This window comes from Streptomyces sp. P9(2023), from assembly GCF_032436795.1.
Taxonomy (GTDB): Bacteria; Actinomycetota; Actinomycetes; order Streptomycetales; family Streptomycetaceae; genus Streptomyces.
In genome coordinates this window covers 69,540-76,081 of the sequence record NZ_JAUPWM010000033.1, presented here as the reverse complement: position 1 = coordinate 76,081, position 6,542 = coordinate 69,540, and the positions used below count along the sequence as shown (strand labels likewise).

Genomic DNA, 6,542 nt, shown 5'->3' with positions numbered 1-6,542 from the left:
GTTGAGTTCTCAAGGAACGGACGCTTCCTTTGTACTCACCCTCTCGGGCTTTCCTCCGGGCTTTTCCCTTCGGTCTTTCGTGTTTCCAGCTTAGCAGATCCGTTTTCCGTTTCTGCCACCCGCTGGAGCGGGCTGCCGTTTTCGGAATTCGCTTTTCGCGCTTTCCCTTGCGGCGGGGTCAAACACTACCAGGCTTTTCCACTCCCCCCGACCACCCCTCCGCAGGCATGCAGAGGTGTAGACCACTGGGGTTAGGATCTGGCTTGATAGGTGCTGCCGACCCACGACTCAAAGTCGCGTTGGGGTCAGGCAGGAGTACGACAGTACATCCCACCGTCAGCTGAGGCAAATCGTTTCCGGGTAGTCCCTAGGTCCGCCAACTGGTACGTCTCGTGCGGAACCGGGACTTCCTATGACTTAGGCTTCTGAACAGTACGCCGTCCAGGACAGGCAGTGACGGCGCCACACAATCTCCGCCCTTGGGAGGCTTCCCATGACATCCGTGACGTCGCCGCTTGCCGGACGCGCCATCGGTCTCGCCGCTGTACCCGACCCGGTCTTCTCCGGCGCGATGGTCGGTCCTGGTACCGCCATCGACCCCCACCGTGACTCAACGGAGGCCGTCTCGCCGGTCGACGGCGTCATCGTCTCTCTGCACCCGCACGCTTTCGTCGTCGTCGACGCCGAGGGTCGCGGGGTGCTGACGCACCTCGGCATCGACACCGTCCAGCTCAATGGCGAGGGCTTCGAGCTGCTCGTCAGCAAGGGCGACACCGTGCAGCGGGGACAGATCATCGTCCGCTGGAACCCGGCCGCCGTCGAGGCCGCCGGCAAGTCCCCCATCTGTCCCGTCGTGGCCCTGGAGGCCACGGCCGACTCCCTCTCCGATGTAGTCGAGAGCGGCGACGTGAAGGCCGACGACCCGCTTTTCAGCTGGAGCTGACGCCTGCGTCGTCCTCGTGACGACCACGCGTTCGACATTCATCGCGGCGGCCGGGTGCCGTCGCTCTATCGGAGACGGGTGAGATGGAGACAACGCTGCGAGGCGTCGGTGTCAGCCACGGAGTGGCGATCGGCGAGGTCCGGCACATGGGTACGGCGGTTCTCGAACCGCCGGCCAAGCAGATTCCGGCCGAGGAGGCGGAGCGCGAACAGGGGCGCGCCCGTCAGGCCGTGGAGGCTGTGGCTGCCGACCTGATTGCGCGCGGCAATCTGGCCGGCGGTGAGGCTCAGCATGTGCTGGAGGCCCAGGCGATGATCGCCCAGGACCCCGAGCTCATCGCTGACGTCGACCGTCGGATCGCGGTCGGCAGCACCGCCGAGCGCGGTATCTACGACGCGTTCTCCCACTACCGCGAGCTGCTCGCGGGCGCGGGTGAGTACATGGCCGGACGCGTGGCCGACCTGGACGACGTGCGGAACCGTATCGTCGCGAGGCTGCTCGGTGTGCCCATGCCGGGTGTGCCGGACAGTGACGAGCCGTACGTGCTGATCGCGCGGGACCTGGCTCCGGCCGACACCGCGCTGCTGGACCCGACGCTCGTCCTCGGCTTCGTGACCGAGGAGGGTGGGCCGACCAGTCACAGCGCGATTCTCGCGCGGGCGCTGGGTGTGCCCGCCGTGGTGGCGCTGCCGGGCGCGGGTGAGATCGGCGAGGGCACGGTCATCGCGGTGGACGGTTCCACGGGTGAGATCTTCGTGAACCCCAGCGAGGAGAACAAGGCGCGGCTGACGGCGGCCGCTGCCGAGCGCAAGGCGGCGCTGTCCGCGTCCAGTGGTCCGGGTGCGACGTCGGACGGGCACAAGGTGCCGCTGCTGGCCAATGTCGGCGGTCCGGCGGACGTGCCGGCGGCGGTGGAGGCCGGTGCCGAGGGTGTCGGTCTGTTCCGTACGGAGTTCCTCTTCCTGGACGACAGCAAGAAGGCGCCGTCGGAGGAGAAGCAGGTCGAGGCGTACCGCAAGGTGCTGGAGGCCTTCCCCGAGGGTCGTGTGGTCGTGCGGGTGCTGGATGCCGGGGCGGACAAGCCGCTCGACTTCCTGACGCCGGCGGACGAGCCGAACCCGGCGCTGGGTGTGCGGGGTCTCCGTTCGCTGCTCGATCACCCGGAGGTGCTGCGGACCCAGCTGACGGCGCTGGCGAAGGCCGTCGAGGGTCTGCCGGTGTACCTGGAGGTCATGGCGCCGATGGTGGCGGACCGTACGGACGCGAGGGCGTTCGCGGACGCGTGCCGTGAGGCGGGGCTGCAGGCGAAGTTCGGTGCGATGGTGGAGATTCCTTCCGCCGCGCTGCGGGCGCGTTCGATCCTGCAGGAGGTGGAGTTCCTGTCGCTGGGCACCAATGACCTGGCGCAGTACACCTTCGCGGCCGACCGTCAGGTCGGTGCGGTGTCGCGGCTGCAGGATCCGTGGCAGCCGGCGCTGCTCGACCTGGTGGCGATGTCCGCCGAGGCGGCCAAGGCCGAGGGCAAGAGCTGTGGTGTCTGTGGTGAGGCCGCGTCGGATCCGCTGCTGGCCTGTGTGCTGACGGGTCTGGGGGTCACCTCTCTGTCGATGGGTGCCGCGTCCATTCCTTATGTACGGGCGACGCTGGCGAAGTACACGCTGGCGCAGTGCGAGCGGGCCGCGGCGGCGGCCCGGGCGGCCGACACGGCCGAAGAGGCTCGGCTGGCCGCGCAGGCGGTGCTGTCCGGGGAGTGATCCCGGTGCGTGTCTGAAGGGGCTTCCCGTCACCGAGGTGGCGGGGAGCCCCTTTCCGTGTCAGGGGTGGGTGGGCCAGTCGTGGTCGTCGGGTGCCAGGGGGAAGCCGGCGCGGTGATCGACGCCGGGTTCGGGGGCGACGGGTTCTCCGGTGCGGGCGTCGGTGCAGTAGGCGCTGAAGACTTCGGCTTCGGTGAGGGGGTGCAGGTTTCCCCCGGTGAGGCGCCAGCCGTGGAGGCGGTCGCGGGCTCCGGGGCGTGTGGTGCGCAGGACGACGCCGCCGGGGCTGTCGAGGGCGATGCCGACGGCGAGGACGGTGGCGAACTCGGCTGCTTCGTCGCGGTCGAGGTGGGCCGGACCCTGTTCGTCTCGGGTCGCCTGGAGGACGGCGAGGAGGTGTTCGTCGTCGGCGGGGACGCTGCAGACGAGGTGGTGGGTACCGGGGCCGGCTGCGTCGAGGAGTCGTACGAGCAGGCGTGAGGCGTGGGCGAAGGCTTCGCGGCCGATGTCCTGTCCGCAGCCGGCGCAGTCGCCGCGGGCTGCGAGGAGGGTGGTGGCGTACTCCCAGGTGGCGTGGCGCACGGCGGTGTCGATGAGGGTGGGTACGAGGGTGGTCATCGGTTGTCCGGTGTACGGGACGAGGGCACCGGTGGCGGCCAGTTCGGCGGTGTAGCGGCTGCGGCTGGCGGGGCCGTCGGGGTCGAGTCCGGTGTCTTCGCAGAACTGCTCGTACTGCTCGGGGTCGAAGAGGGCGACGGTGGTGTGACCGCCTTGGGTGGCGAGGGACTTGAGCAGGCCTTCGACCTGGTGGAGGTAGGCGGTGTGGTCGTCGAAGGTGAAGGTGTCGTACCGGCGCATGGCGGTGAAGTCGTCCTCGTCGGCGAGGAGGCCGACGGTGCTGGGGACTTCGCGGCGCAGGGCGCGGCGGATGGATGCGGTGGTGCCGGGCTGTGTCATGTCTCCCCCTGAGCGCTGTCGATCAGTACTCACTCACCGTAACCTTCGGCACTGACAGTGACGGTTTGCTGAGGCGGTCGCGGATCAGCCGGTGCTGTGCGGCGCCCGCGGCGACGAGGCCGAGGCCGAGGAGGGGCCAGGCGAGGGCTCCTGCGGAGATGACGCCGGTGACGAGGAGCGGACCGGCGAAGCGCTGGGTGGACTGGGCCAGGCCGTGGACGCCGAGGTAGGCGCCCTGCGCGTGGGCGGGGGCGAGGGCGACGGAGAGTTCCCAGGAAGCGGTCGCGTGGATGATCTCGGCGAAGGTGAGGGCCACGACCGCGACGACGAGGGCCGTGACGGCGAGCGCGGTACCGCCGGCGGCGGAGGCGGCGAGGGCGAGGGTGCCGATGAGGAAGAGGCCGGCGAGCGGGACGAGGAGTCGTCGGGCGGCCCTGCTGGTGGCGCCGAACCGGGCAAGCGGGACCTGGAAGATCACGACGAGGACGGTGTTGAGGACCAGCAGCAGCGGAGCGAGGCCGACGGGTGCGCTGGTGGCGTGGACGATCCAGAGGGGGACGGCGACCTGGAGGATCGTGTCGTCGAGGTAGAGGGCGGCGTCGGTGGCGGTGTAGCCGAGGAAGGTGCGGTCGCGCCAGGGGGAGGTCGGGGTGGCGGTTGCGCGGTCGCAGGCCGTGGCGGAGGTGGCGGCGACGCGGGACGGGGCCGGGGGTTCGGCGCAGCGGAGGGTGAGCGCGGCGATGACGACGTAGGTGAGGACGTTGCCGATGAGGAGCAGTCCGTAGGCGCGGGTGCTGCCGGTGGCGAGCGCGGCGGCGGCACCGAGGCCGCCGATGGACCAGCCGATGTTGACGGTGGTGCGTTGGATGGCCTGGTAGCGGACGCGTTCCGGGCCGGCGAGGCGGGCCGCGTAGAGCTTGATGAGGACGCTGCCGGCGCGGTCGGGGAGGGCGCCGAGGGCGGAGTAGAGCGTCAGGAGGAACAGGTTGTCGGTGGTGAGGAGGGCGAGGAGGGCGGCGCCGCGCACGAGTTGTGCGCCGACGATGATCTTGACGAGGGGGAAGCGGTCGGCGAGGCGGCCGGCTAGTGGGGCGCCGGCGATGCCGACGCCGCCGGAGACGGTCATGAGGAGGCCGACCTGACCGAGGCCGAGACCGGAGACGTAGGTGAAGTAGAGGACGGTGCAGCCGGCCCAGAGGCCGGTGCCGGTCTTGTCGATGATGCTGACGACGAGCATGCGGCGGCCGTCCCGGCCACCGGGTATGCGGTTGAGGACGGTGCTGGGCCACGGAGTCGGGCGGCTCACTCGGTTCCCCCTTGACCTGAGTTTTGTATTGATACATAGTTCAGTACGTGGCAACACAATATTCGATTCAGGGGACGACGGCCAAGGGGATTGCCGCGTCCGTCGAGCGTGGGGTGACCGAGGGCGAGCTCACGCCGGGGGACGCGCTGCCTCCGGTACGGCGGCTCGCGGACGGGTTGGGGGTCAGTCCCGGCACTGTCGCGACGGCGTACAAGGAGCTGCGGCGGCGCGGGCTGGTGGTGACGCGCGGCCGGGGCGGCACGGTGGTCGCGGAGGCGCCGTCGGTGGCCTCGCGGCGCCCGCCGCGCGTGCCGCCGGGCCTGGTGGATCTGGCCAGTGGCCTGCCCGACCCGGCCTTCCTGCCGGTGCTGCGGCCGCCGGTGGAGGTGCGCCCGGTGTACGGCTCGCACCGCGCCGCGCCCCGGCTCGCGGCGCTGGAGGAGCTCACGCGCGCGTGGTTCGACCGGGACGGCGTGCCGGCGGAGCGGGTGACGTTCGCGCACGGGGCGCTGGACTGCATCGCCAGGCTGCTCTCCGTCGAGCTGCGGCCGGGTGACGCGGTGGCCGTGGAGGATCCCGGGTTCCACCATCTCCTGGATCTCGTACCGGCCTTGGGGCTGCGGATGGTGCCGGTCGCGGTGGACGGCGAGGGGATGACGCCGGAGGCATTGGGGAGCGCGCTGCGGGCCGGGGTGCGGGCGGTGGTGTGCAGTCCGCGGACCCAGTGCCCCACGGGGGCGTCGTTCTCGCCTGGGCGGCGGGACGAACTGGCCGCCATGTTGCGGGAGTTCCCTGATGTTCTCGTCGTCGAGGACGACTACAACGTGGAGATCGCGGGGGCGGTGGCGCCGACGCTGGCGGCGTCGGGGCTGGAGCGGTGGGCGCAGGTGCGGACTGTCTCGAAGCGGCTGGGCGTCGACCTGCGGTGGGCGGGGGTCGCCGGTGATCCGGTGACGGTCGCGCGGCACGACGGGCGGATGGTCATGACGTCCGGCTGGGTCAGCCACGTTCTCCAGGAGACGGTCGTCGGGCTGTTCTCGGACCCGGCGGTCGCGGAGCTGGTGGCGGCTGGGGAGGCCGCGTACGGGGAGCGGCGACGGGTTTTTGTCGACGCGCTGGGTTCGTACGGTGTGCGCTCGGCGGGTGGAGCGGGGGACGTTGGCGGGGCTGGGGGGCTCAATGTGTGGGTGCCCGTACGGGACGAGTCGGCGGTCGTCAACGGGCTGCGGACGCGGGGGTGGTGGGTGGCGGCCGGGGCGCGGTTCCGGATCGCGTCGCCGACGGCGGTGCGGATCACGACGGCGACGCTGGGGACGGGGGAGGCGGGGCGGCTGGCCTCGGACTTCGCCGACGTGCTGGGGGAGGCGCAGGCGACGTATGGGGGGTAGGTGCCGCGTACCTCGTACTGGGGGGGGTGGGAACTCCCCCACCCCGCCCCTTCCCGAAACTCTGACGAGACCGGGGGCTCCGCCCCCGAACCCCCCGCGGCGCGGCAGCTTCGCGCCGCGGGGGGGTGCGGGTGGGGGCGGGCCGGCAGCTTCGCGCCGCAGGGGGCGTGGGCGGGGCGTGGCAGCCTCGCGGA

The 6,542-nt window shown here is 71.2% G+C and carries 5 protein-coding genes; 3 read left to right on the top strand and 2 right to left on the bottom strand.

Translation table 11 applies throughout. The features are described 5' to 3' along the window. The first annotated feature begins 493 nt into the window (after window positions 1–493). The gene (locus Q5762_RS29465; RefSeq protein WP_315895305.1) at window positions 494–943 is read left to right on the top strand and encodes a PTS glucose transporter subunit IIA; all 450 of its coding nucleotides are present in this window, start codon (window positions 494–496) and stop codon (window positions 941–943) included. Between the two features lie 83 nt (window positions 944–1,026). Further along, a complete protein-coding gene (gene ptsP, locus Q5762_RS29460) occupies window positions 1,027–2,697 on the top strand; it encodes a phosphoenolpyruvate--protein phosphotransferase (protein WP_315895304.1) in 1,671 nt (556 codons plus the stop codon). Between the two features lie 60 nt (window positions 2,698–2,757). Here the strand turns inward: ptsP and Q5762_RS29455 are convergent, their stop codons facing one another. Next, complete coding sequence (locus Q5762_RS29455) at window positions 2,758–3,654, bottom strand: hypothetical protein (RefSeq protein ID WP_315895303.1); 897 nt, start codon at window positions 3,652–3,654, stop codon at window positions 2,758–2,760. A gap of 22 nt (window positions 3,655–3,676) precedes the next feature. Next, on the bottom strand, window positions 3,677–4,960 hold the full coding sequence (locus Q5762_RS29450) for an MFS transporter (RefSeq protein ID WP_315895302.1): 1,284 nt from the start codon (window positions 4,958–4,960) through the stop codon (window positions 3,677–3,679). 47 nt (window positions 4,961–5,007) lie between these two features. On the opposite strand from Q5762_RS29450, the gene Q5762_RS29445 reads away from it, so the two are divergent. Beyond that, the gene (locus Q5762_RS29445; RefSeq protein WP_315895301.1) at window positions 5,008–6,348 is read left to right on the top strand and encodes an aminotransferase class I/II-fold pyridoxal phosphate-dependent enzyme; all 1,341 of its coding nucleotides are present in this window, start codon (window positions 5,008–5,010) and stop codon (window positions 6,346–6,348) included. Window positions 6,349–6,542: the final 194 nt, after the last annotated feature.

What these genes read in the sequence shown, in the direction of transcription:
- Q5762_RS29465 (WP_315895305.1), top strand. Translation starts at nt 494, where the DNA reads ATGACATCCGTGACGTCGCCGCTTGCCGGACGCGCCATCGGTCTCGCC.
- Q5762_RS29455 (WP_315895303.1), bottom strand. Translation starts at nt 3,654, where the DNA reads ATGACACAGCCCGGCACCACCGCATCCATCCGCCGCGCCCTGCGCCGC.
- ptsP (WP_315895304.1), top strand. Translation starts at nt 1,027, where the DNA reads ATGGAGACAACGCTGCGAGGCGTCGGTGTCAGCCACGGAGTGGCGATC.